The sequence below is a fragment of the Amycolatopsis suaedae genome, assembly GCF_004214935.1.
Taxonomy (GTDB): Bacteria; Actinomycetota; Actinomycetes; order Mycobacteriales; family Pseudonocardiaceae; genus Amycolatopsis; species Amycolatopsis suaedae.
In genome coordinates this window covers 64925-84365 of sequence record NZ_SFCC01000010.1, presented here as the reverse complement: position 1 = coordinate 84365, position 19441 = coordinate 64925, and the positions used below count along the sequence as shown (strand labels likewise).

At 71.6% G+C, this 19441-nt stretch carries 21 protein-coding genes; 8 read left to right on the top strand and 13 right to left on the bottom strand.

Translation table 11 applies throughout. From position 1 onward, the window contains the following. Positions 1-144: 144 nt before the first annotated feature. Positions 145-648 carry an ATP-binding protein gene (locus tag EWH70_RS20360; RefSeq protein WP_130477058.1) on the top strand — a complete coding sequence of 168 codons (504 nt, stop codon included), beginning with the start codon at positions 145-147 and terminating at the stop codon, positions 646-648. 67 nt (positions 649-715) lie between these two features. Continuing rightward, complete coding sequence (locus EWH70_RS20355) at positions 716-2248, top strand: trypsin-like serine protease (RefSeq protein WP_130477057.1); 1533 nt, start codon at positions 716-718, stop codon at positions 2246-2248. Here the strand turns inward: EWH70_RS20355 and EWH70_RS20350 are convergent. Both EWH70_RS20350 and EWH70_RS20345 read right to left on the bottom strand, forming a co-directional pair. After that, positions 2224-3009, bottom strand: a complete 786-nt coding sequence (locus tag EWH70_RS20350) for an SDR family NAD(P)-dependent oxidoreductase (RefSeq protein WP_130477056.1) — start codon at positions 3007-3009, stop codon at positions 2224-2226. The genes EWH70_RS20355 and EWH70_RS20350 overlap by 25 nt on opposite strands. A gap of 11 nt (positions 3010-3020) precedes the next feature. Beyond that, positions 3021-3812, bottom strand: a complete 792-nt coding sequence (locus tag EWH70_RS20345) for an aldo/keto reductase (protein WP_130477267.1) — start codon at positions 3810-3812, stop codon at positions 3021-3023. A gap of 153 nt (positions 3813-3965) precedes the next feature. Between EWH70_RS20345 and EWH70_RS20340 the strand changes: the two genes are divergently transcribed. After that, positions 3966-4421, top strand: coding sequence for a MarR family winged helix-turn-helix transcriptional regulator (locus EWH70_RS20340; protein WP_130477055.1), 456 nt, complete (start codon positions 3966-3968; stop codon positions 4419-4421). Between the two features lie 470 nt (positions 4422-4891). On the opposite strand, the gene EWH70_RS20335 is transcribed toward EWH70_RS20340, so the two are convergent. The 5 genes from EWH70_RS20335 to EWH70_RS20315 all read right to left on the bottom strand — a co-directional run bounded on the left by EWH70_RS20335 (position 4892) and on the right by EWH70_RS20315 (position 9868). Then, positions 4892-5398: a DUF4232 domain-containing protein gene (locus EWH70_RS20335; RefSeq protein ID WP_130477054.1), complete on the bottom strand. Its 507-nt coding sequence runs from the start codon at positions 5396-5398 to the stop codon at positions 4892-4894. A gap of 94 nt (positions 5399-5492) precedes the next feature. Continuing rightward, the gene (locus EWH70_RS20330; protein ID WP_240687099.1) at positions 5493-7556 is read right to left on the bottom strand and encodes an iron ABC transporter permease; all 2064 of its coding nucleotides are present in this window, start codon (positions 7554-7556) and stop codon (positions 5493-5495) included. Between the two features lie 7 nt (positions 7557-7563). Continuing rightward, positions 7564-8541, bottom strand: coding sequence for an ABC transporter substrate-binding protein (locus tag EWH70_RS20325; RefSeq protein WP_130477053.1), 978 nt, complete (start codon positions 8539-8541; stop codon positions 7564-7566). A 15-nt stretch (positions 8542-8556) separates the two neighbouring features. Continuing rightward, positions 8557-9396, bottom strand: a complete 840-nt coding sequence (locus EWH70_RS20320; protein WP_130477052.1) for an ABC transporter ATP-binding protein — start codon at positions 9394-9396, stop codon at positions 8557-8559. A gap of 67 nt (positions 9397-9463) precedes the next feature. Further along, positions 9464-9868, bottom strand: coding sequence for a hypothetical protein (locus tag EWH70_RS20315; protein WP_130477051.1), 405 nt, complete (start codon positions 9866-9868; stop codon positions 9464-9466). 24 nt (positions 9869-9892) lie between these two features. Between EWH70_RS20315 and EWH70_RS20310 the strand changes: the two genes are divergently transcribed. Next, complete coding sequence (locus EWH70_RS20310) at positions 9893-10495, top strand: TetR/AcrR family transcriptional regulator (RefSeq protein WP_165436345.1); 603 nt, start codon at positions 9893-9895, stop codon at positions 10493-10495. Here the strand turns inward: EWH70_RS20310 and EWH70_RS20305 are convergent. Both EWH70_RS20305 and EWH70_RS20300 read right to left on the bottom strand, forming a co-directional pair. After that, entirely contained in the window at positions 10481-11368 is an 888-nt protein-coding gene (locus EWH70_RS20305; RefSeq protein ID WP_130477049.1) for a dihydrodipicolinate synthase family protein, read from the bottom strand. The genes EWH70_RS20310 and EWH70_RS20305 overlap by 15 nt on opposite strands. An 11-nt stretch (positions 11369-11379) precedes the next feature. Continuing rightward, positions 11380-12300: a DMT family transporter gene (locus EWH70_RS20300; protein WP_130477265.1), complete on the bottom strand. Its 921-nt coding sequence runs from the start codon at positions 12298-12300 to the stop codon at positions 11380-11382. Positions 12301-12373: 73 nt separating this feature from the next. On the opposite strand from EWH70_RS20300, the gene EWH70_RS20295 reads away from it, so the two are divergent. Beyond that, positions 12374-13711: an aminotransferase-like domain-containing protein gene (locus EWH70_RS20295; RefSeq protein ID WP_338078595.1), complete on the top strand. Its 1338-nt coding sequence runs from the start codon at positions 12374-12376 to the stop codon at positions 13709-13711. Positions 13712-13761: 50 nt separating this feature from the next. Here the strand turns inward: EWH70_RS20295 and EWH70_RS20290 are convergent, their stop codons facing one another. After that, on the bottom strand, positions 13762-14502 hold the full coding sequence (locus EWH70_RS20290; RefSeq protein WP_130477047.1) for an AraC family transcriptional regulator: 741 nt from the start codon (positions 14500-14502) through the stop codon (positions 13762-13764). A gap of 54 nt (positions 14503-14556) precedes the next feature. Between EWH70_RS20290 and EWH70_RS20285 the strand changes: the two genes are divergently transcribed. The 3 genes from EWH70_RS20285 (at position 14557) to EWH70_RS20275 (ending at position 17278) form a co-directional block, all read left to right on the top strand. Then, positions 14557-15687 (top strand): MFS transporter, encoded by a 1131-nt coding sequence (locus tag EWH70_RS20285; protein WP_130477046.1) that lies wholly within the window; start codon positions 14557-14559, stop codon positions 15685-15687. An 80-nt stretch (positions 15688-15767) separates the two neighbouring features. Beyond that, the gene (locus tag EWH70_RS20280) at positions 15768-16121 is read left to right on the top strand and encodes a YciI family protein (RefSeq protein ID WP_130477045.1); all 354 of its coding nucleotides are present in this window, start codon (positions 15768-15770) and stop codon (positions 16119-16121) included. Next, on the top strand, positions 16118-17278 hold the full coding sequence (locus EWH70_RS20275; protein ID WP_338078594.1) for an RNA polymerase sigma factor: 1161 nt from the start codon (positions 16118-16120) through the stop codon (positions 17276-17278). Before EWH70_RS20280 ends, EWH70_RS20275 begins: the two co-directional genes overlap by 4 nt. Here the strand turns inward: EWH70_RS20275 and EWH70_RS20270 are convergent. The 3 genes from EWH70_RS20270 to EWH70_RS20260 all read right to left on the bottom strand — a co-directional run bounded on the left by EWH70_RS20270 (position 17275) and on the right by EWH70_RS20260 (position 19428). Beyond that, entirely contained in the window at positions 17275-17727 is a 453-nt protein-coding gene (locus EWH70_RS20270) for an SRPBCC family protein (RefSeq protein ID WP_130477044.1), read from the bottom strand. The two genes, EWH70_RS20275 and EWH70_RS20270, sit on opposite strands and share 4 nt — an antisense overlap. Continuing rightward, positions 17724-18065: an ArsR/SmtB family transcription factor gene (locus EWH70_RS20265; RefSeq protein ID WP_130477043.1), complete on the bottom strand. Its 342-nt coding sequence runs from the start codon at positions 18063-18065 to the stop codon at positions 17724-17726. The genes EWH70_RS20270 and EWH70_RS20265 overlap by 4 nt, the downstream gene beginning before the upstream one ends. Positions 18066-18396: 331 nt before the next feature. Next, positions 18397-19428 carry an NAD-binding protein gene (locus EWH70_RS20260; RefSeq protein ID WP_130477042.1) on the bottom strand — a complete coding sequence of 344 codons (1032 nt, stop codon included), beginning with the start codon at positions 19426-19428 and terminating at the stop codon, positions 18397-18399. Positions 19429-19441 lie beyond the last annotated feature (13 nt).

Sequence of the window (19441 nt, the reverse complement as noted above, 5' to 3'; positions counted from 1 at the left end):
ATGTTGACGGTCGTCGGCGGAGATCGACTTGTTGTGAAAAATTGGTTTGGCCGGGTGGACGCGGGCGCGGGGGAGTTGGCAGTATGCCGGTCTCGGCTGGTCGTGTGGGGGGGCGGTTCGGCCGCGCGGGAGGAAAGGATTCCGGTGACCACACACACCGCCCAGGTAGACGACCTCCGACTGGTGGCGCTGCCCAACGCCGTCAACTGCACGGCGCTGTTCGTTCGCTTCACCCTCCGCGAGTGGTCACTGTCGATGTTGCGAGATCGGGTCGAACGGATGGCGTGCGACCTGGTGTCCGCGGTGGTCGAGGACGCCAACCCGGCCTCGCCGCACTTCCTGACCGTCCGGCTGCGCCTGCGTGGCGAGCACCTGTCCGTCGAGGTCGAGGACGACGAGCCGATGCGCCCGCACGCGAAGGCGCCCGCGTACAGCGACACCCGCAGCGGCATCGAGTCCTACGGCGCGCGCGGCAAGATGGTGTGGTGCGAACTCGCGTTGCCCGGTGGCGTGAACGCGACGTCGGTGACGCTGCCCCGGCGCGACGGCCGTCGCTCGGTGGTGCCGGAGTCCGTGCACGACGAGGTCTACACGCAGAACGACCCGGAGATCCTCGGCCGCATCCTCTCCGGCCTGACCCGGGGTTAGCCGGCCGTCACAAGATCGCGACAGGACGGTCGACCCACGCGGACATCGGCCCAGCAGGGTGAGCCGCATGCGAAGTCTGCTGCTCACCGCGATACTCCTGCTGGCCACCGCCCTGCCCACGCAGGCCATCATCGGCGGCGTCGAGTCGCCGGTGGCCTACCCGTTCATGGGCTCGTTCCAGCCCGCCTACCCCGCGCCGCCCCGTCCGGACGGTCACGGCTGCGGAGTGGAAGTTCTGGCGCCGCACTGGGTTCTGACGGCCGGCCACTGCGCGGGCAAGAACCCGACCGACGCGAAGGTCGGGGTCCCGCGTGGCTGGAAACTCCGGATCGGGTCGCTGGACACCACGTCCGGCGGTGAGGTCGTCGAGGTCGACCACTACTACCGGCTGGCGACCAGTAAGGACGAGGGCGGTTTCTGGGGCAAGGATCTCGCCCTGCTGCACCTGGCGACGCCCGTCCAGGCCGAACCCGTCCGGATCGCGTCGGCGACGCCACCGGAGAACTCGCCCGTCCGCATCATGGGCTGGGGGATGACCTGCGAGGACGGGTCCTGCTACCCGACGCGGCTGCGTGAGGCGGACACCGTCGTGCAGCCGCTGTCGGCCTGCCCGTCCGCCGCTCCCACCGGTGAGCTGTGCATCGGCAGCCGCGACGGCAGTGTCGCGGCCGGGAACATGGACTCCGGTGGGCCCGCGCTCGTCCGCGACGGCGACGGGTGGACGCTGGCCGGGGTGGTCAGCGGGCCCGGTGGCCCGAACGCGCCGACGTTGTTCACCGACGTCACCCGGCACGCCGGCTGGATCAACGGCATCATCAGCGGCACCAACGTGCCGCCCGACGACGAGATCCCGAACGTCGAGGGCGCCGTGGATCTGAACGGCTGTGTGGGATCGGTCGTCCGCGGTCCCGAAGCCCGGGAAGACGATCCGGCACTGCTGCTGACCAACGGCCACTGTGTGCACGGCGAGCGGCCCGCACCCGGAACCGCGCTCGTGGACCGTCCGGCCGACCGCCCGGCGCCCATCGCCGACCGGCAGGGCTATCCGCTGGTCACCGCCCGCGCGAACCGGCTGGTGTACGCGACGATGACCGGCACCGACGTCGCGCTCTACCGGCTGGACAGGACGTACGCGCAGCTGGCCGCCGAGGGGGCGAAGGTCTTCCGGCTCACCGCGGACCCCGTGCGCGCGGGCGACCCGCTGACCCTGGCGTACACCAGCAGGCGGATGGCGTGCTCGGCCGAGGCGATCGTCCCGCACCTGCGCGAGGGCGGTTACCAGCAGGACGATTCCATCCGCTACGCCGCGGGCGAGGCGTGCACCCCGTGGCCCGGCACGTCCGGATCCGCCCTGCTGGCCGCTGACGGCAGCACCGTCGTGGGCATCCACGGCACCCACAACCGCGACGGCGCGCGGTGCACCGACGACAACCCCTGCGAGGTGGCCGGGGACGGGACCGTCACCGCCGTGCGTGGCCGCGCCTACGGCCAGCAGGTCGACCTGCTCTCGGCCTGCCTGACCGCCGGGTCGAGGCTGGACCTGTCCCGTGCGGGTTGCTCCCTCACTGGCCCGGGTTACGGCACGATCGAGTCGACGTAACCGCCGTCGACCCGCACCGCGGCGCCGGTGGTCGCCGACGCGAGCGGCGAGCTGAGGTAGACGACCAGGTTGGCGATCTCCTCGGGCTCGATCAGCCGCTGCAGCAGCGACTGCGGCCGGTGCAGCCGCATGAACTCTCGCTGCGCCTGGTCCCACGGGAGGTCGCGGTCGACCAGCTGGTAGACGAAGTCCTCGACACCACCGGTGTGGGTCGGCCCGGCGATCACCGAGTTCACGGTGACGCCGGTGCCGGCCGCCTCCTTGGCGAACCCGCGGGACACGCCGAGCAGAGCCGTCTTGGACACGCCGTAGTGGATCATCTCCGCCGGGATGACGACGGCCGAGTCGCTGGCGATGTTCTGGATCCGGCCCCAGCCGCGCTCGATCATGCCCGGCAGGTAGGCCCTGGTCAGCCGGACCGCGGTGAGGACATTGACGTCGAAGTACCGCCGCCACTCCTCGTCGGTGACCTCGAGCGCGGGCTGCGCGCCGAAGATGCCGAGGTTGTTGATCAGGATGTCGACGTGTGGCACCAGTTCGGTGATCCGGTCGTCGGCGGCGACGTCGGCCGGGGCGGCGATCACCTGGGCGTCCGGTACGGCCTCGATCAGCTTCTCGATGGCCGCGTCGACGCCGGCGGCGCCGCGGCCGTTCACGGCCACCCTGGCACCGGCCTTCGCCAGCCCGGTGGCGATGGCCAGGCCGATGCCCTGCGTCGAGCCGGTGACCAGCGCGGTCCTGCCGGAGAGGTCCAGCTGCATGATCAGTCCTTTCAGACGACGTTGAAGGTGTCCGGATGCGGGCCGGTCCGCACGTCACGGTCCAGAGTGGACAATGCGGCGAGGTCGTCCGCGTCGAGCGTGAAGCCGAACACGTCGAGGTTCTCCCGGATGCGCGACGGCGTGACCGACTTCGGGATCACCACGTTGCCGAGCTGCAGGTGCCAGCGCAGGACGACCTGCGCGGGCGTGCGCCCGTGCTTGTCCGCCAGCGACCTGATCGTCTGCTCGGCGAGCAGGTCACCGCCCTTGGCCAGCGGGCTCCACGCCTCGGTGACGATCCCGCGCTCGGCGTGGAACGGGCGCAGCTCGGCCTGCTGCAGGTACGGGTGCAGCTCGATCTGGTTGACCGCGGGCACGACGTCGCTGACCTCGGCCAGCCTGCGCAGGTGCGACGGCTGGAAGTTGGAGACGCCGATGGCGCGCACCCGGCCGTCGGCCAGCAGTTTCTCCAGCGCCTTCCAGCTGTCGGCGTAGCGGTCGCGCTCGGGCACCGGCCAGTGGATGAGGTACAGGTCGAGGTAGTCCAGTCCGAGCAGCTGCCTGCTGGCTTCGAACGCCTTCAGCGTCTCGTCGTGGCCCTGGTCGGCGTTCCACAGCTTCGTGGTGACGAACAGTTCCTCGCGCGGGATGCCGGACTGCCTGATCGCCTGGCCGACGCCGCCCTCGTTGCCGTACACGGCGGCGGTGTCGATGCTGCGGTAACCGGCTTCCAGCGCGGCGGTGACCGCGGCCGCGGTCTCGTCGTCGGGCACCTGGAAGACGCCGAAGCCGAGCTGGGGCATCGTGACCCCGTTGTTCAGTGTGATCGTGTCCACGGAGCCTCACATCTCACGTAGTCTTGTATCAGGAGAATACCGGCGTAAGCCGATACTTGCAGACGCCGTATACCGTACCACGCATGGAAGCGCGGCTCGACTTGTGAGGAGTGGTGAACCGTGTCACTGCCGGAAGACGCCGTGCAGGCACGCGCGCAGGGCTGGCGCACCCTGGCGGCGTTGCACGCCCGGCTGGAGGACCGGCTCGAACGGGCTCTGCAGAAGGAGCACGGGCTGTCGGTGAGCGAGTACACCGTGCTCGACGTGCTGACCCGGCAGGACGGCTTCCACCTGCGGATGAGCCAGCTCGCCAGTGCCGTCGTGCTCAGCCAGTCCGCGACGACCCGGCTGGTCAGCAGGCTGGAGGACCGCGGCCTGCTGCAGCGGTACCTGTGCCCGACCGACCGCAGGGGGATCTACACCGAGGTCACCGATGCCGGTAAGACGCTGCTGGCCGACGCGCGCCCGACCCACGACGCCGCGTTGTCCGCGGCGCTCGGCGAGGCCGAGCGCCTGCCCGAACTGGCGCCGCTCGTCGACGCCCTGGCGAAGCTGACCTTCCCGGCTGCGCGGTAGGCCCAAAGCACGTGAAGGCCACCTTCACCACGTGAGACGTCAGGGCCCCGGCAAAGTCGAGTGGTCCGGAGCGCGTGATTCGCGTTCCTGAGGACGAGACTCGCGGCCCGGCAGGGTCGCGCGAGCGGCCCGTTCGGCCAGGCGAGGACGGGGCTGGTCTCGCTATCTGGAATCGGCGTGCCGGACAGTGGGACCAGGCGGGCGGGAACGTACAACTCGCGCGTCAGAACCTACGACTCGCGCCCCAGAACGTACGACTCGCGTGAACGGCCCGTTCGCGCGGGCGACCGGCACGACGTGAGAACTGGCGTCCACATCGTGAGTTCTGCGCTCACGCACGCGAGTTCTGCGTTCCCGACCGCGAGTTCTGCGTTCCGGCACGCGAGTTCCACGCTCGAGACCAGCCACCTCACGTGCCCGCGACCGGACTTGCCGGGGCCCTCACGTGAGATCACGAGCCTTGGGGCCGTCTAGTGGCCGATGCCGCCGGGGCCGGCCTGGACCGGGCCGTAGCGCAGCTGGTGCGCCTCGGGGCTGGCGTCCATCGAGCCGAGCGTCCACGGCGTCGAGATGTGTCCATTGTGGACGTCCACGGTGATCCTGCTGGGAACGTCCTGGTCGGCGCGGTCGGCGATGCCGGTCCAGTGCAGCAGCACGTGGGCGGACTGGCCGGGCGCGAGCTCGACGGTCGGCACCTCGGTGCCCTCCTGCGGCACGGTCTCGATGCGCGGCGCCCCGGACAGCGAGATCGGCAGGGTGCCGGTCAGCTGGCAGGTCTGACCGGTGTTGGTGGTCAGCGTCAGGTAGCCGTAGCGCTGGCCCGCTCCCGGGTCACCCGGGGCGAGCGAGGCGGTCAGCTGGCCCGGCGCACACGGCTGTGCGGCCGCGGCGCTTCCGGTGGTCAGGACGGTGGTGGTCGCGGCGGCGCCCAGCACGGCAGCGACGGCGATTGTGCGGCGGACCGTGGTCCTCGTCATGATCGGCTCCTTCCGTGCGTGTGGTTCCGGAAGTTGGTGTCTCCCGGAACGTCCTGTCACTTGGTAAGACGTTCACCACGGCGGAAGGTTGCGTTCAGCGGGCAGCGCGATTGCGGTAGAGCAGCCAGACGAAGTACGGCACGCCGATGATCGCGGTCACCAGGCCGGCGGGCAGCTGCCCCGGCGCCAGCACGGTCCGGCCGACGGTGTCCGCCACACAGACGAGAATCCCGCCCAGCAACGCGGCGGCGGGGAGCATGCGGGAGTGCCGCCTGCCCACGATCGCGCGCGCGGCGTGCGGCGCGACCAGCCCGACGAACGTGATCACACCCACCCCGGCCACCGCGGCGCCGGTCAGCAGCACGGCACACGCCAGCAGCAGCAACCGCGCGCCCGGCACGGGAACGCCGAGTACCCGCGGTGTCTCGTCGTCCAGCGACAGCAGGTCCAGTTCGCCACGCGTACGGATCAGTACCGGCAGCACCAGCAGCAACACCAGCATCATCGGCACCAGGTGCTCGAACGTCCTGCCGTAGGTCGAGCCACCCAGCCAGGTCAGCGCCTTCGTCTCGTTCCACGGGTCGGACAGCGTGATCAGCACGGTGACCACGGCCAGCGTGCCCGCGTGCATGCCGTATCCGATCAGCACCAGCCGTTCGCTGGCGAAACCGCCCCGCGCCGCGAGCGCGAACACCACGGCCATCGCCAGTGCGGCACCGAGACCGGCGACACCGGCCTGGGTCCAGAACCCCACGCCGGATACCAGCGTGATCACCGCGACCGCGCCGAGGCCCGCCCCGCCGACGACGCCGATCATTCCCGGCTCCGCCAGCGGATTGCGGGCGACAGCCTGGATCAGCCCGCCTGCCAGCGCCAGTGACGCACCCGCCAGCAACGCGGCCAGTACCCGCGGCGCCCGGTTCTCCATGACGCTGGTGACGATCGGGCCCGCCTGCCCGCTCAGCCAGTTGACGACGTCGCCGAGCAGGAGCTTCGCGTCGCCCAGCAGGAGCGCGCCGACGACCGACGCGGCCGCGGTGACCACCAGGACACCCAGGATCAGCCGGTAACGTGCCGCGCTCACACCGCCCCGCGCACCGGCGGCGGGCGGTTCGGTCGCGGTCGCGGTGACCCGGACGTTGCGGGCCAGCACCAGCAGGAAGACCGCGCCGAGGATCGTTGTCACCGCACCGGTCGGGATGCTCAGCGCGCCCTGTGCGGTGACCATCGTGCGGATCAGCAGGTCCGCGCCCAGCAGCAGCGCCCCGCCCATGGCGGCCGAGACCGGGATCAGCGCCGCGTGCCGGTGCAGGCCCGGCACGACGTCGGCGAGCAGGCGGACCAGCGCGGGCGCGGCGAGCCCGACGAAGCCGATCGGGCCGGCCAGCGTCACCGCGGCCGCCGCCATCAGCACGCCCAGCGCGATGGCGGTGAACCGGATCCGTCCAACGTGGACACCCAGCGTCCTGGCGTGGTCCTCACCGAGGTAGATCAGGTCGAGCCGGCGGGCCAGCAGGAGCAGGATCACCAGCGTCGCGCCGACGACCGGGCCGAGCGTGGCGATGCCGCCCAGCCCGTTCTGGTCCAGCGCGCCCTGACCCCAGGCGAACAGGCCGCGGGTCTCCATGGCGAACAACATCAGCAGTGCCTGGGTCACCGAGTGCATCGCCAGCGCGATCGCGGTGCCCGCCAGCACCAGCCGTACGACCCCGCCGGTTCCGGACAACGCCAGCACCAGGACGGCCGCGCCCAGGCCACCGGCGAACGCGACACCGGCCGTCCCGAGCAGCGGCAGCGTCACGCCGAACGCCGTGACGGCGACGATCGCCAGGTGCGCTCCGGCGTTGACGGCGAGCGTGTCCGGCGAGGCCATCACGTTGCGGGACACCGACTGCAGCACGGCGCCCGCCACGCCGAGCGCCGCACCGACGACGAGTGCCGCGAGCAGCCGGGGAAGCCGCGACTCCAGCAGCACCGCGGCATCGCCGGAGTCGCCGCTGAACGCCAGGCCCAGCACGTCGAACGCGTCCAGGTTCGCGGTGCCCTGCGTGAGGTGCACCGCCGAGCCCAGCACGATCAGCACGCCGAGCCCGGCCACCAGGGCCGTCAGCCGCCCGCGGCGCCGGATCGCGACGGCGGGCGGCGCCAGCGTGTCCACTGTGGACTTACTTCTTCAGTGCGGCGACGGCCGCGTCGACGTACTGCTCCATGGACTTCGGGCCGCCGAACATCCACAGCGAGTCCGGGAAGCGGTGCACCTTGCCGCCCTTGACGAACGGCAGGTTCTTCCAGATCGCGTTGTTCGCCAGTTCCTTGGCGTACGGGTCGCCCTCGGAGTTGTTGGCCATGTACCAGAACCGCACGTCCGGCAGCTGGGTCAGCCCTTCGACGTCGGCCTGCGCCAGGCCGTACTGCGCGTCACCCTCCATCGTCCACGCGGTGGGCAGGCCCATCCGGTTGAAGACCTCGGCCACCAGCGAACCCTTGGTGAACGGCCGGATGCTGACCGAGCCGGAGGTGACGTAGGCGTCGGAGAAGGCGACCTTCTGGCCGGCCGCGCCGAGCTTTTCCACCTCGGCCTTGCCCGCGGCGACCTTCTGCTCGAACTCGGTCTTGAGCTGCGCGGCCTTCGCCTCGGTGCCGGTGGCCTTGGCGACCATGTCCAGGCCCGCGTACATCCCGCCCACCGGGTCCTTGGCGTTGCCGCCGCTGAGCACGATGACCGGTGTCTTCGCCTCGATCTGCTCCAGCGCGCCCTCGGTGAGGCTGTCGGTGACGACCACCAGGTCGAGGCCGAGCGTGCTCAGGGTGTCCAGGCTCGGCTCGCCCCGCGTGCCGATGTCCTTCGGCGTGCCGTCCAGCGGTGCCGCGCTGACCCACTGGCCGTAGCCCTTGATGTCGGAGACGCCGACCGGCATGACACCCAGCGACACCAGGTGCTCGACGCCGTTCCACTCGGTGGCCGCGACCCGCTTGGCCGGGCCGGGGAGCTTGACCTCCTTGCCCCGCGAGTCGACGACCGTGATCGGGCCGCCGGCCGGTGCGGCGGGCTGGTTGCCCGTGGCCTGCTCGGTCGTGCCGCAGGCCGCGGCGAGGAACGTGACGGCCGCGGTCAGGCCGAGTACCACCCTGGTGATGCGCATGTTTCTCCTTGTTACTCAGGCCGACGCGGCGCGGACGCCGACGTCGTTGAAGCGGCCGACGGCGCGGGTGTGGATGCGCCCGTCGGCCGGGTCGACGGCCACGTCCACCCGGATGCCGTAGGCACGGGTGAGATTCGCGGTGGTCAGCACGTCGGCGGGGGTGCCCTCCGCGGTGACCCGGCCGTCCTCGAGCAGCAGCACCCTGTCGGCTACGGCGGCCGCCTGGTCGAGGTCGTGCAGCACCACGCCGACCCCGACGCCGTGCTCGTCGGCGAGGTCGCGGATGACGTCGAGAATCTCCACCTGGTAACGCAGGTCGAGGAAGGTCGTGGGCTCGTCGAGCAGCAGCAGCGCGGTGTCCTGGGCGAGGCAGCTCGCCAGCCACACCCGTTGCGCCTGACCGCCGGACAGCGCCTGGACGGGCCGGTCGGCGATCGGGGACAGGCCGGTCAGCGCCATCGCGCGTTCCACCGCGGCGGGCCCTTCGGGATCGCGGCCGCCCCAGCGGGAGCGGTGCGGATGCCTGCCGAACTCGACCAGCTCGCGGACACACACGCCGCCGGGTGCTGTGCGCTGCTGGGACAGCATCGTGATCCGCCGCGCGATGTCCTTTCCGGACAGTGCGCGCAGATCCGCGCCGTCGGCGAAGGTGACCTGGCCCGCGGTCGGCGGGTGCAGCCGCGCCAGCGCCCGCAGCAGCGTCGACTTGCCGCTGCCGTTGGGGCCGATCAACGCGGTGACGGTCCCCGCCTCCAGGGCGATCGACGCGGCGTGCACGACGACGTCGCTGCCGTAGGCGACATCGATCTCACGTGCGGACACGCCGACATCGGCGCGTGGCGGGGTGACGGACACGCGAGTACGGTAAAGGGAGGCTTACCTAACCACAAGAGTGGTGGTCCGCACAGTTTTCGCTTTGCCTTCAGTGCTTGGTCATGGTGAATTCATAACCGCCGCCCGGCCACTGCCACGCTCCACTCAGTACGGTCCGCCCGGCGTCGAACTCGGCCCTGGAGAACGCGGGCGATCCCTTGGGCCCGCCCCAGACCGTCAGTGTGTCGCCGTCGATCTCGTAGGTGTAGTCCAGCGTCTCGCCGGTGTCGGTGTAGGCGCGAGAGGTGATCTCGGCGGCGGGCTCGGTCGCGCCGAACGGTTTGACCGCACCGATGATCTCGACTGCCTCGTGCGTGACGCCGTCACGGGTCAGCGTGCCGTGCTGGCGAAGGAAATGCTTGCCCGGCAGCCAGTCGAACCGGGCGTGGCCGGTGACGTCCCCGCTGAACTCCCACTCGCCGACCATGACCTCGAACGCGCTGATGTCTGCCATGAAACTAAACGGTATAGTGTCGCTATGGGAGTCGACAAGCCCCAGGTGATCCTCGCGGCCGCGACGACGGTGTTCCTGCGCGACGGCTACCACGGCGCGAGCATGGACGAGATCACCGCGGTGGCCGGGGTGTCCAAGCCCACCGTCTATCGCCACTACGCCGACAAGGGCGTGCTGTTCAGGGCGGTCGTCCAGGCGATGATGGAGCGGCTCGACCGGTCCTTCCGGGACGAGGCCCTGGAGCTGGACACCGATGGCGAGCCGTTCATACCGCTGTGCGGTCTCGCGCGGCGGGTCCTGACCGGGCTGCTCGACCCGGAGGTACTGCGGCTGCGCAGGCTGGTCATCGGCGAGGCGGGCCGGTTCCCCGAACTCGGGCAGACCTACTGGCGGCACGGCTTCGAGAAGGGGCTCGGCACCCTCGCCGACGGCCTGCGGCGCATGGCGGACCGTGGCCGGCTGGACGTCGCGGATCCGCACTTCGCGGCAGGGCAGTTCGCCGGCCTGGTGCTGTGGGTGCCGGTCCACCAGGCGCTGCTGTGCGGGCCCGACGCCGTCGCGGACGCCGACATCGACCGGCACGTCGAGGCCGGCGTCCACGCGTTTCTCGCGCTACACGGCCGTTGACGCCCCGATGACGGCCAGTGCGGCGTCGACGGCGCGGCGCCCGTCCTCGTCGAGGGGGCGGACGGGCGCGGGCAGGCCGGGTTCACCGATCAGGCCGAGCCGTACGGCGATCGCCGAGACGACGCGGTAACTGCCGTAGCGCGCGAACAGTGTCCACAGTGGAGCAAGCCGGTCGGACAGCTGGCCTGCCCGCGCGGTGTCGCCCGCCGTCGCCGCCCTGGTGATCTCCAGGCAGGCCTCCGGCAGGACACCGCCGAGCACGCTGTACCAGGCGTCCGCCCCGGCGAGCAGGCCCTTCGCCGCGGCCGCGTCGCCGCTGACGCCGATCGTCACCGCGGGGGGCAGCAGCGAGCGCAGCCGGGCGATGCGCCCGGGATCGGCGTCGACCGGCGGGATCTTGACCGACGCGACGCCCGGCAGCCGAGCGATCCGGCCGTGCAGCTCGTCGGTGAACGTCACGTGGGTGGTGCCCGGGTTGTCGTAGACGACCAGCGGCACCGAGAGGTTCGCGGTGACGTCGGCGTACAGGCCGAACACCTCGTCGTCGGTGAGCGGCTGGTAGGTCATCGGCGCCAGCAGCACCGCCGCCGCTCCGGCCCGCTGGGCGTCCTCGACGTGGCCGAGCACGTCCCGGGTCCGCAGCGCGCCGACGCCGACGATCACCGGCACGGAACCGGCGGCCCGCACCGCCAGCTCCGCGGCCCGGGCACGTTCGGCGCGGCTGAGGTAGGCGTAACCGCCGGTCGATCCGAGTGCGCCGATCGAGTCGGCGCCGGCCGCGGCGATCCGGGCGACCAGGCGTTCGTAGGCGGCTTCGTCGACGCCGTCGCCGGTGACCGGCGTGAACGGGAAGGCACTGAGACCGGTGAACACCACGTGTCCTTTCAGGTGCGGTCGAGACGGATGCGCACGGCGAGGCCGGCGCAGCAGATCACGGCGATGCCGCCGAGGACGGTCGGCCAGGTCAGCTCCTCGTGCAACAGCAGTGTGGCCCATGCGATGCCCAGCACGGGCTGGGTCAGCTGGGTCTGGCTGACCTGCGCGATCGGCCCGATCGCCAGCCCCCGGTACCAGGCGAAGAAGCCGAGGAACATGCTCACCAGCCCGAGGTAGCCGAACGCGGCCCACTGCACCGGACTCGCCGACGGCGGCTGCTGGACCGTGGTCACCACGGTCAGGACGATCATCAGCGGCGAGGCCAGCACGAGTGCCCAGGACACCGTCTGCCAGGCGCCGAGCTCCCGGGCGAGCAGGCCGCCTTCCGCGTAGCCGATCGCGGCGGCGAGGACCGCCCCGAACAGCAGCAGGTCGGACCAGTGCAGCCTGCCGAACCCGCCGCCCTGCAGGAACGCGAAGCCGACCGCGGCGGCGGCGCCGACTCCGGCGGTGACCCAGAACGCCACCGGCGGGCGTTCCCTGCCGCGCAGGACCGCCAGGACGGCGGTCGCCGCGGGCAGTAACGCGATGACCACGGCGCTGTGGCCGGCCGACGCGGTGGTGAGCGCGTAGGAGGTCAGCAACGGGAAGCCCACCACGATCCCGCCCGCCACCACCGCCAGCCGTGGCCACTGGGTACCCCTCGGCAGGCGTTGCCTGGTCACGGCCAGCGCGACGCCGGCGAGCAGCGCCGCGACGACCGCGCGTCCGGCGCCGATGAACAACGGAGACAGACCGCCGACGGCGACCCGGGTGAACGGGACGGTGAACGAGAACGCCACCACGCCCAGCAGGCCCCAGCCCAGACCGGCACGCGAGGGCGATAACGCTCCAGGCGGGTCGAGAGTAGCGCTACTATGTCCTGACATGGCCAACGATAGCACTGCGCGGATTGTGGCAGGACTGCGGAAATGGATCGCGCAGGCTCCGCCGGGTGCGCGCGTGCCGTCGAACCGGGCGCTGATGGCCGAGTACGGCGCCGGCCCGGTCACGGTCCAGAAGGCGATGCGCACGCTCGGCGGGCTGGGGCTCGTCGAGAGCAGGCCCGGTGTCGGGACGTTCGTGCGCGCGGTACGCACCACCCGCCCGCTCGACTACGGCTGGCAGACCGCGGCGCTGCGGTCCCCGCAGGCCCGCATCCCGCCGCTGTCGACGCCGATGCGCAGCATCTCGCCCGACGCGATCGGCCTGCACGCCGGTTACCCCGACCGCGCGCTGCTGCCGGACGGCCTTGTCCGGGCCGCGCTCGCCCGCGCCGCACGCGGCGAGACGGCGCTGGTCCGCAGCGAGGCAGCCGGCCTGCCGGAACTGCGCGAGTGGTTCGCGGCCGAACTCGCCGGGGCAACGCCGGTCGGCGTCACCCCGCCCGCGGCGCGGGACGTGGTGATCCTTCCGGGCAGCCAGAGCGGGCTGAGCTCGGTGTTCCGCGCGCTGGTCGGGTTCGGGCAGCCGATGCTGATGGAGTCGCCGACCTACTGGGGCGCGATCCTCGCCGCGGCGCAGGCGGGCGTGCACGTCGTGCCCGTCCCCAGCGGACCGGACGGGCCGGACCCGGACGAGCTGACCCGGGCGTTCGACGAGACCGGCGCCCGGCTGTTCTACGCGCAGCCGAACTTCGCCAACCCCACCGGCGCGCAGTGGTCCGCCGAGCGGGCCGAGCGGATCCTCGGCGTCGTCCGCGCGAGCGGCGCGTTCCTCGTCGAGGACGACTGGGCACACGACTTCGCCATCGACAGCGAGGTCCGGCCCATCGCGGCACACGACGACGCCGGGCACGTCGTCTACCTGCGCTCGCTGACCAAGAGCGTGTCGCCGTCGATCCGGGTCGCGGCCGTGATCGCCAGGGGACCGGTGCGTGACCGGGTGCTCGCCGACCGCGGGGCGGAGTCGATGTACGTCAGCGGCCTGTTGCAGGCGGCGGCGCTGGACGTCGTCACGCAGCCGCGCTGGCGTACCTACCTGCGGGGACTCGGGCAGCAGTTGCGGGCGCGCCGCGACCTGCTCGCCGGCAGCCTTGCCGAGCACGTGCCGCAGGCGCACCTCGAACACGTCCCGCGTGGCGGGCTGCACCTGTGGGCCCGGCTACCCGACGGCATCGACCTGGACCGGCTGGTGCGCGACTGCGAGGCGGACGGGGTGCTGATCGCGGCGGGCACCGAGTGGTTCCCGGCCGAGCCGGCCGGCCCGTACGTCCGGCTCAACTACTCCGGCCCCGGCCCGGACCGCTTCCCCGACGGTGCCCGTGTCCTCGGCCGGGCCGTGGCGGCTTTATTGGGTTGAAGCCGCGACGCGGAGCGTCTCCGTTGAGGTGGTGGCGGGGCTGTGGACGGCTAAGGACGGTGGGCGCCGGGGGTGTGGCCGAACGCCTGGCGGAACACGTCGATGAACGCGCTGGCCGACGCCCAGCCGCAACGGTGCGCGACGGTGGTCACCGGGGTCCGCTCGGCAAGCAGGACCAGGGCGTGGGCGAGCCGGAGCTGCGTGCGCCACTGCGGGAACGTCATGCCGAGGTCGGACCGGAACAGCCTGCCGAGTGTGCGTTCGCCGGCGCCGACCCGCCTGCCCAGTGCCGCCAGCGTGCTGGTGTCGGCCGGGTCGGCACGCAGGATGTCGCACACCGCCCGCAGCCGTGGGTCACGTGGTGCCGGCAGGTGAACCGGCTGCTGCGGAGCCGCCCGCAACTGGTCGAGCAGGACGGCACGCAAGCGTTTGCGTTCAGGGCTGTCCGTGTCCGGGTCCCGGGTGTAGGCCAGGATCAGCTCCCGCAGCAGCGGGGCGACGGCGAGCACCGTCGGCTCGCGCAGCCCCAGCGGGTTGGCCGACGCGGGCAGGCCGACCAGGTGCAGTTCGAGCGGCCCGTGTGCCTGGTGGGCGTGGACGGTGCCGGCGGGCACCCAGATGGCGCGAGTCGCCGGGGCGACCCAGGAGCCGGCGTCCGTGGTGATGGCGAGTACCCCGCTGGCCGCGTAGACGATCTGGTGTTCGTCGTGGCGGTGGGCGCTGATGGTGGCGCCGGAAGCCAGCGACTGGACCCGGGTCGGGGCCGACGGAACGTGTCGGGTTTCCGTCATAACCTGGCAGATTACCGGAAGCCGGTCAGCCGTGATCGGGCGAGCATGGGCGGCGTGCCGAGGAACAAGTCGATCATCCTGCTGTCGGTCGGGCATGCGTGCGTGGACGTCTACCAGGGCGCGGTCGCGGCGCTGGTGCCGTTCTTCGTCGCCGAGCGGGCCTACGGGTACGCGGCGGCGTCGGGCATCGTGCTGGCCGCGTCGCTGCTGTCGTCGGTGGTGCAGCCGCTGTTCGGCGCGGTGACCGATCGCTGGGCGCTGCCCTGGCTGCTGCCGGTGAGCACGGTCGCCGGCGGGGTGGGCATCGCCGTGAGCGGCGTGTTCGAGTCCTACGCGCTGACGCTCGCGTTCGTCGCGCTGTCCGGGATCGGCGTCGCCGCCTACCACCCGGAGGCGGCCAGGGTCGCGCGCCTGGCCAGCCGCGGCAGGCACTCGGCGATGGGCTGGTTCTCGCTCGGCGGGAACCTCGGGTTCGCCGCGGCTCCGCTGCTGGTCACCGCCGTCGTCGCGGCCGGTGGTCTGCGGCTGTCGCCGCTGCTGGTGCTGCCCGCCCTGGCCGGGAGCGTGCTCTGCCTGCCGGTGCTGCGGGCGCTGGGCGGGACGGCGGGCGGCCGGACCGGCCGTGCGGTGGTGGGCACCGACGACCGGGCGTCGTTCCTGAAGCTGTCGCTGGCGGTGGTCTGCCGGTCGATCGTGTTCGTCGGGTTGAGCACGTTCGTCGCGCTGTACGCCCAGCAGCGGGTCGGTGGTGGCGCCGCGGCCGGTGCGGCGGCGTTGTTCGTGCTCTACCTCGGTGGTGCCGTGGGCACCGTCGTCGGCGGAAACCTCGCCGACCGCTGGGACCGGGTCCGCGTGGTGCGCTGGGCCTGCCTGGTCAGCCTCGTGGCCGTCGCCGGGGTGGTGTTCGTGCCGGGACCGCTGTTCTACGTCTTCGTGGCGCTGACGTCGGCTGGCCTGTACGTCCCGTTCTCGCTGCTGATCACGCTCGGGCAGGACTACCTGCCCAGCCGGGTCGGCACCGCGAGCGGCGTGACGCTGGGCCTGACCGTCAGCGTCGGCGGCATCGCCAGCCCGGTGCTCGGCGGCATCGCGGACGCGTCGTCGCTGCAGGTGGCGCTCCTGCCGTTGATCGCGCTGCCGGCGCTGAGCTGGCTGGCCGTGCGCGACCTGCGTGAACCGGCGTGACGAATTTCCTCCGGACGGGCTGTCGAAATCGCCGATCCCGGTTGTCTAGGAGACGATCGATCCCCGGACGAGGAGAAGCGATGAAGTACATGCTCTTGATCCACCACGGTCACTCCGCCGACGACACCTCGGTGTGGGACGCGCTGTCCGAGGAGGAGCAGCAGGCCGTGTACGCCGACTACTACGCGATCAACCAGACACCGGGCGTGACGCCCGGCGAGGGCCTGGACGCGGCCGAGACGGCGACGACCGTACGGGTCGAGAACGGCAAGCCGCTGGTCACCGACGGACCGTTCGTCGACATCAAGGAGGCGATCGGCGGGTTCCTGTTCTTCGAGGCCGACGACCTCGACGCCGCCATCGCGCTGGCGGCGAGGATCCCGGCGGCCCGGCTCGGGGGAGCGGTGGAGGTCCGCCCGACCAAACAGTGGTGACCACGGTCGAGCGGGTCTTCCGCGACCAGTGGGGCCGCGTGCTCGCGGCGATGGTCGGCTACTTGGGCGACCTCGACCTCGCCGAAGAGGTCGCCCAGGAGGCGTTCGCCATCGCCGCCGAGCGCTGGCCTCGTGACGGCGACCCGGCGAACCCGGCCGCCTGGCTGATCACCACCGCCCGCAACCGGGCCGTCAACCGGCTGCGCAGGGAGCGCGTGCTCGCCGCCAAGGCGCACCTGCTGCGTGAGCCGCCGCCCCCGTCGGCCGAGCAGGAGTCGCCCATCCCGGACGGACGCCTGGAACTGATGTTCCTGTGCTGCCACCCGGCGCTGGCCGTCGAGGCCCAGCTGGCGTTGACACTGCGGTCGCTCGGCGGGCTCACCACCGCGGAGATCGCCCGCGCGTTCCTCGTGCCCGAGCCGACCATGGCGCAGCGGATCGTGCGGGCCAAACGCAAGATCGCCGCGGCGGGCATCCCGTTCCGGATGCCCCACGAGGACGTGCTCGCCGAGCGGACCACGGCCGTGCTGGCGGTCGTCTACCTCATCTTCAACGCGGGCTACGGCGGCAGGGGAGAACTCGCCGCCGACGCGATCCGGCTCGGGCGGGTGCTGGCCGGCCTGCTGCCCCGCGACCCGGAGGTACACGGCCTGCTCGCCCTGATGCTGTTGCTCGACGCCCGCCGCGAAGCCCGGTTCCGCGACGGTGACCTCGTTCCGCTGGCCGAGCAGGACCCGGCACTGCTCGACGGAAGGATGGTCGGCGAGGGCAGGCAGGTCCTGGACCGGGCGTTGCGGCTCGGCGGCCGCGGCCCGTACGTCGTCCAGGCCGCCATCGCCTCGTTGCATGCCGACCAGCCGAGGGACTGGCGGCAGATCGCCGCGCTCTACGGCGAACTGCACCGCCTCACCGGGTCACCGGTCGTGGAACTGAACCGGGCCGTCGCGGTGTCCGAGGTGGACGGTCCGGAGGCAGCTTTATCCATTGTGGACACCCTGCCGCTGGGCAGCTACCACTACCTGCACGCGACGCGTGCCGAGCTGCTGCGCCGCACCGGCAGGCGGGCCGAGGCCCGCGACGCGTACCGCCGGGCGCTGGAACTCGTCGACGACGAGGCCGAGCGCCGCCACCTCGAACGGCGGCTGGGTAGTCTCTAGAGGTCCCGCAGTACCTGGGCCAGCCTGTCGCTGACGATGCTCTGCCACCCGCCGCCCATGATCGAGCGGGCGCGCTGCTGCAGCGGACTGTCGGGGTCGAAGCCGTCGTGGGTGAGGAACAGGCGGGTGCCGGTACCCTCCGCCGCGAGTGTCCAGGTGATGGTCCAGTCGGCGGTGCTCGGGCTGTCCTCGGCCGCGTCCCGCCAGCCGAGCCGTAGCATGCGTTCCTCTTCGAAATCCAGCACTTCGGCCTGGATGGTGCCGGAGAAGCCGGTGCCCGGCATGGCCTGTGCCCGCATGGTGTAGCGGTGGCCGATCTCCAGCCGGAAGTCGCCAGGCAGGAGCCACCGGGCGATCAGGTCGGGCTCGGTCAGTACCCGCCACACCTTCGCGGGCGGGTGCGGGAAGAACTGGTCGATGTGGACGGTGGTCAGGTCGGTTGTCGTCATTGTTCCTCGTCGTCAAGGGAGTCCAGTACGCCGGCCATCGTGCGCAGCCTGTCGCGCCAGAATCGTTCGAACGGGTGCAGCCATTCCTGCACCTCGTACAGCGCGCCGCCTTCCAGGCGATAGAGCCGCTGGCGGCCCACCTTGGTCTCGCTGACCAGCCCGGCCTCCCGCAGTACCCGCAGGTGCTCGGAGAAGCTCGGCCGGGCCATCGCGAAGTGGGCGGCGAGTTCCGCGACCGGCATCGGGCCGTTGTCGCGTAACAGAATCAGCACCTCGCGCCGCACCGAACTGGACAGTGCGGCGAAGATGCTCTCGGTGGTCGTTCGGACTGCCGGCATGCCGGAACAATAGGTAGGAAATCTCCTACCTGTCAAGCGTGGATGCCTGCGCGGATGTGAAGGCCGAGTTTCTGTCGTCTCATGTGATGAAGGTGGTCTTCATGGCCTTCCCGCCCCGGGTGGCAGCCTCACCAGTCACACGCGGCCCAAAGGACCCAGCCGTCACCACGAAAGAGACCCAGCAAACTCCCCCAATGTGGCATTGGGGAACTTCAACTCCCCCAATGTGGCATTGGGGGCGCACAGCACCCGCCCCAGTCACCACAACAGCACCAGCGCAGCCAACGGCACCATCCTTGCGCGGCACGCAACCAAAGGGCCCTTCACGGCATCAGGCGGAGCGGGTCAGCGCGCTGGTGATCTGGTCGGCGGTCAGCCGGCGTGGCCCGACGTAGTACAGCACCGATCCCGCGGGCAGTTCGGTCTCCCAGGCGGGGCTGACCAGCAGTTCGTCGCCCGTCCGCGCGGCGAGCAGGGTGGCGCCGTGGGTCCGGCCGAGCGCGGTCTGGCAGTGTTCCACCCGGACGGCGCCCAGCTCGGGCGGGAGCGCGGCGGAGAACGTGTCCGCCCCGCCCTGCGTCATCAGCTCGGCGTACACCTCGGCGATGCCCGGCGAGGTCAGCTCCTCGACGATCATCCGCGGGGTGTGCCACTGTACACAGTGGACGTCGTTGTCGACGTACCGCAGCAGCGTGGACCGTTCCATGTCCCGCAGCGCGACCACCAGGTGCAGGTCGGGGTTCACGTGGTCGACGGCGACCGCGACGGCGAGCGCGTCGTTGTCGTCGGCCACATCCACCAGCACCGTGCGGGCACGCTGCACGCCGGCGCGGCGCAGCAGGGCCTCGTCGGCCAGCTCGCCCCGCACGAACGTCACCGGGTGGTGCGGCAGCGGGTGGGTCGCGGTGTCCTCGCGGGCACACAGCACCACCTCACGGTCGGCGTCGGCCAGCAGCTGGTCGATCATCCGCTCGGTACGTCCCGGCGTGTAGCCGAGCACGACGATGTGACCCGACGTCGTCACGGTGAGCGTTCCCTGCATTCGACGTCCTCTCGTCCGTTCGACGACCCCGGCCAGCTTGGCGAAGACCGTCGTGAGCGTGACGATCCCGCCGACGATGACGTAGACACCCACCACGTGACCCGCGCCGGTCTTGGGAAAGAAGTCGCCGTAGCCCACGGTCGCCGCGGTCACGACGAAGTACCACCAGTAGTTGGGCGGCGACACCAGGTCGCTGTCCGCGGGCTCGGCCCAGGTCATCAGCGGCCAGCTCGTCGCGAAGACGAACAGGATCACCAGGATCGGCGCGGCCCAGTTGAGCGCGGCGAGCCTGGCCAGCAGCCTGGCGACGAAGAACGGCACGGCCCCCTCCCAC

What these genes read in the sequence shown, in the direction of transcription:
- EWH70_RS20300 (WP_130477265.1), bottom strand. Translation starts at nt 12,300, where the DNA reads ATGTCAGGACATAGTAGCGCTACTCTCGACCCGCCTGGAGCGTTATCG.
- EWH70_RS20355 (WP_130477057.1), top strand. Translation starts at nt 716, where the DNA reads ATGCGAAGTCTGCTGCTCACCGCGATACTCCTGCTGGCCACCGCCCTG.
- EWH70_RS20270 (WP_130477044.1), bottom strand. Translation starts at nt 17,727, where the DNA reads ATGACGACAACCGACCTGACCACCGTCCACATCGACCAGTTCTTCCCG.
- EWH70_RS20350 (WP_130477056.1), bottom strand. Translation starts at nt 3,009, where the DNA reads ATGCAGCTGGACCTCTCCGGCAGGACCGCGCTGGTCACCGGCTCGACG.
- EWH70_RS20315 (WP_130477051.1), bottom strand. Translation starts at nt 9,868, where the DNA reads ATGGCAGACATCAGCGCGTTCGAGGTCATGGTCGGCGAGTGGGAGTTC.
- EWH70_RS20310 (WP_165436345.1), top strand. Translation starts at nt 9,893, where the DNA reads ATGGGAGTCGACAAGCCCCAGGTGATCCTCGCGGCCGCGACGACGGTG.
- EWH70_RS20325 (WP_130477053.1), bottom strand. Translation starts at nt 8,541, where the DNA reads ATGCGCATCACCAGGGTGGTACTCGGCCTGACCGCGGCCGTCACGTTC.
- EWH70_RS20265 (WP_130477043.1), bottom strand. Translation starts at nt 18,065, where the DNA reads ATGCCGGCAGTCCGAACGACCACCGAGAGCATCTTCGCCGCACTGTCC.
- EWH70_RS20335 (WP_130477054.1), bottom strand. Translation starts at nt 5,398, where the DNA reads ATGACGAGGACCACGGTCCGCCGCACAATCGCCGTCGCTGCCGTGCTG.
- EWH70_RS20280 (WP_130477045.1), top strand. Translation starts at nt 15,768, where the DNA reads ATGAAGTACATGCTCTTGATCCACCACGGTCACTCCGCCGACGACACC.
- EWH70_RS20345 (WP_130477267.1), bottom strand. Translation starts at nt 3,812, where the DNA reads ATGCCCCAGCTCGGCTTCGGCGTCTTCCAGGTGCCCGACGACGAGACC.
- EWH70_RS20290 (WP_130477047.1), bottom strand. Translation starts at nt 14,502, where the DNA reads ATGACGGAAACCCGACACGTTCCGTCGGCCCCGACCCGGGTCCAGTCG.